Raw genomic sequence first — 3297 nt, 5'->3', positions numbered from 1 at the left:
GAGCGGCGTTCTCTGCCTCGTCGCGGTGATGCGGGCCAGCCTGTCCTGGGCCACGGCCGGGGCGGCGCTCGCCCTGCTGTCCCTGGCGTTGGCGCGGCCCGACGCGTCCTCGTCGACCGGCGTGCTCATGCTGGTCGCCTTCGGCTCAGCCCTGCTGCTGCTGCTCGATGGAACGCACCTCTGCGATCGTTTCGAGGGCGCCGAGGTGGCGCGCCCCGTGTGGCGTCGTCACATCGCGTTGTGGATTGCGCGCGCGGCGATCTCGCTGGGAATCGCCCTGGTCATCGCGGTTCTCGCGCCGTTGATCGCGGTCTCGCTGCCGCCCCTGTGGGCGCCGTTCGTTGCCGGCATTGGCATCCTGGCATCTTTCGCCGCGGCTGTGGCGTGGGCCCGGCGCAGCCTGGGTGGCTGAGTCCCGGGCGCGACCCGCGACGCGCCAAATACCACCTGAGCTGAAGGTCCGGCTGGCGTCGCGCGGCCGGTTCACCAGACCCGATTCCGGGGGAGGAAAGGAGGGAATGAGGTGGCGCGCTCCCGGCGAATGAACTCCTTGCCGACTTGCCGGCCTTTCGCCGCTGCGCAATAGTTTCACGACGAGGGGGGCCGCCATGAAGCTTGGACACTGGGCCATCTTTCTGTTGGTCGCCTGCGCCACGCCGGCGGCGGCGCAGATCAGCATCCCACTGCCGGGAACCGGCGGCTCCATCCAGATCAATCCGCAGCCGGAGCAGCGCTACCAGGATCCCGGTCGCCCCTACTACGGCACGACCATGTCGATCCGAGTCCTGGGCGCGGTCTACGGCCGCAATTGCCGTGGCCAGCGCGGCGCCAACGTGACCGACGACCTGGTGCGCTATTGCCAGGGCCGGGACTATTGCATCTACCGCATCGACCATCGCCAGATCGGCGATCCCAACCCGGGCTGCGGCAAGGACTACCATGCGCGCTACATCTGCCGTGACGGCGATGCCGAGCGCTACGCCTCGGCCGGCGCGGAGGCCTCCGGTCAGTCGGTCGTCCTGGATTGCCGCCGCCGTTAGCCGAAAGCGAGCCGCGTCACGTGACGATGACCGGCAACGACACGCGCTCCGCCTTGCTCGACGTCGCCCGATCGTGGCGGCCGCGCCTGCTCGCCGAGCGTGACCGCATCGAGGCGTTGCGCCGGCTGCCGGACGACGTCGCGTGCGATCTCGCCCAGGCAGGTTTCTTTCGCATCCTCCTGCCCGAGGCCTATGGCGGCCTCGATCTCACGCCGATGCAGGCCATGGCGGTATTCGAGGAGCTGGCGCGCGCCGACGCCTCGGTCGCCTGGTGCGTCTGGAACGGCAACACCCATTGGGTGACGGCGCAGCTGCCGGCCGAGACGGCGCGCACCATCCATGCCTCGCCGGCGGCCATCACGGCCAACAGCACGCGCGCCTCGGGGCGGGCCCGCGTCGTCGACGGCGGCTACCGGGTGAGCGGCCGCTGGGCGCTGGTGAGCGGCTGCGAGCTGGCGTCGTGGCAGGTGCTGCTCGCCATCGTCCACGAAGGCGACAAGCCGCGCCTCGCCGCGAGCGGCGCTCCCGAGACCCGGTTCATGCTCGTGCCGTCCGCCGAGTGCGCGATCCTCGATACATGGACCGTCGGCGGGCTGCGCGGCACCGGCAGCCACGATGTCGTGGTCGACGATCGCTTCGTGCCGCAGAGCCACGCCGCGTCGTTCACCGACCCCTATGTCCTGGCCGAGCCGCGCTATCGCATTCCGCCCTTTTCCAAGGTCATTCCCGGTCTCGGAGCGATGGCGCTCGGCATTGCCTGCAATGCCATCGAGACGCTGATCGAGATCGCCAGCGAGAAGGTGCCGCAACGCACGAGCCAATCCCTGCGCGAGAACCACGGCGCCCAGGTGCGGGTCTCGCAGGCCGAATCGCTGGTGCGTTCGGCCCGACTCTTTTTGCTCGACAGCCTGCAACAGCTCTGGAGCGCGCTGCTCGACGGGCGCGGGGCCACGATGCAGGCACGCGCCCAGGCCCGGTTGGCGGCCTCTCTCTCCGTCGGCAACGCCGTCCAGGCGGTCGACCTCATGTATGCTGCCGCCGGCGCCACCGCGCTCTACGCGACGTGCCCGCTCGAGCGGGCGTTCCGCGACGTGCACGCCATCACCCAGCACATCGGCGTGACTCCCCGGGTAAGGGAATCGCCCGGCCGGGTTCTGTTCGGCCGGGAGTCCGACCCGCCCCTGCTGTGATCACGCGGACCGCGGGCGTCCCGCCCGCACATGCACATGAGAATGCGCGGGCGGGACGCCCGCGGTCCGGAAGACCATGACCCGTCCGTCGCGCAAGTCGAGACACTTCGCCGGCTTCGCTGACGAGGAGAAATCTACAGCCCCTGGCCGCCGGCCACGGCGATGGACTGGCCGGTCACCCAGGAAGCGAAGGGCGAGGCCAGGAACAACGCGACATTGGCGATCTCCTCGGCGTAGCCCATGCGGCCGAACGGGATCGACGCCAGCGTGGTGTTGTACAGCACGGGATTCTCCGTCTTGCGCCGATCCCAGACGCCGCCGGGGAACTCGATCGAGCCGGGCGCGATGCAGTTCACCCGCACGCGGTCCTTGGCGTACATCGCGGCCTGCGTGATCGTGTAGTGGATCACCGCCGCCTTGATGGCGCCGTACGGCGGCTGGCGCGCCGCCGGATGGAGGGCGGCGATCGAGGAGATGTTGACCACGTTGCCTTGGCTCTGCTTGAGCGCCGGCAACGCTTCCTGCGTCGCGTGCACGATCGCCATCATGTCGATCGCCAGGCTGCTGCTCCAACCCTTGTCGTCGTCCGATCCGCCGAAGGCCGAGGCGTTGTTGACCAGCAGATCGACGCCGCCCAGCGCCGCAATGGCATCGCGTACGTAGCCGCGCACGGCGTCGCCCCTGGCAAGGTCGGCGCTGGCAGCGTGCGCCTTGTGGCCATGCCCGGCGATCTCCGCCCGCGTCTCCTCCAGCACCTTGGGGTCGCGGGCGCAGATCGAGACGTCGCCGCCACAGGCCGCGAAACCCATCGCGATCGCCTTGCCGATGCCGCGGCTGCCGCCGCAGACGATGGCCTTCTTCCCGGTAAAGTCTATCTTCATCACATCCTCTCGGTTCTGGCCGCCTGTTTGTCCGCGGCGGCGCGAATGCTAAACCGGGCGACAGCAATCATGACAGGCCGGCGATGTCGAGTTCGCAGCACGATCGTTCGAATGCACAGTCCCGCCCGAACTCTGCCGCCGGTCCCCTGGCCGGAATCAGGGTCATCGACCTGTCGCTCTCCTGAG

4 protein-coding genes are annotated in these 3297 nt (G+C 69.4%); 3 read left to right on the top strand and 1 reads right to left on the bottom strand.

Annotated elements, in window-relative coordinates; all coding sequences use genetic code 11:
* The 3 genes from AB7O82_RS37890 to AB7O82_RS37880 form a co-directional block, all read left to right on the top strand.
* On the top strand, positions 1–412 hold a 412-nt coding region (locus tag AB7O82_RS37890; RefSeq protein ID WP_428556217.1), incomplete at its 5' end, for a hypothetical protein.
* A gap of 196 nt (positions 413–608) precedes the next feature.
* Entirely contained in the window at positions 609–1040 is a 432-nt protein-coding gene (locus tag AB7O82_RS37885) for a hypothetical protein (RefSeq protein ID WP_428556219.1), read from the top strand.
* Between the two features lie 26 nt (positions 1041–1066).
* Positions 1067–2230 carry an acyl-CoA dehydrogenase family protein gene (locus AB7O82_RS37880; RefSeq protein ID WP_428621912.1) on the top strand — a complete coding sequence of 388 codons (1164 nt, stop codon included), beginning with the start codon at positions 1067–1069 and terminating at the stop codon, positions 2228–2230.
* Positions 2231–2364: 134 nt separating this feature from the next.
* Here AB7O82_RS37880 and AB7O82_RS37875 read toward each other — a convergent pair whose 3' ends face one another.
* Positions 2365–3111: an SDR family NAD(P)-dependent oxidoreductase gene (locus tag AB7O82_RS37875; protein ID WP_428556222.1), complete on the bottom strand. Its 747-nt coding sequence runs from the start codon at positions 3109–3111 to the stop codon at positions 2365–2367.
* Between the last annotated feature and the right edge of the window lie 186 nt (positions 3112–3297).

It is taken from the genome of Reyranella sp. (assembly GCF_050185545.1).
Taxonomy (GTDB): Bacteria; Pseudomonadota; Alphaproteobacteria; order Reyranellales; family Reyranellaceae; genus Reyranella.
The sequence above is the reverse complement of the archived record's forward strand: the minus strand, read 5'-3'. Positions and strand labels throughout refer to the sequence as shown.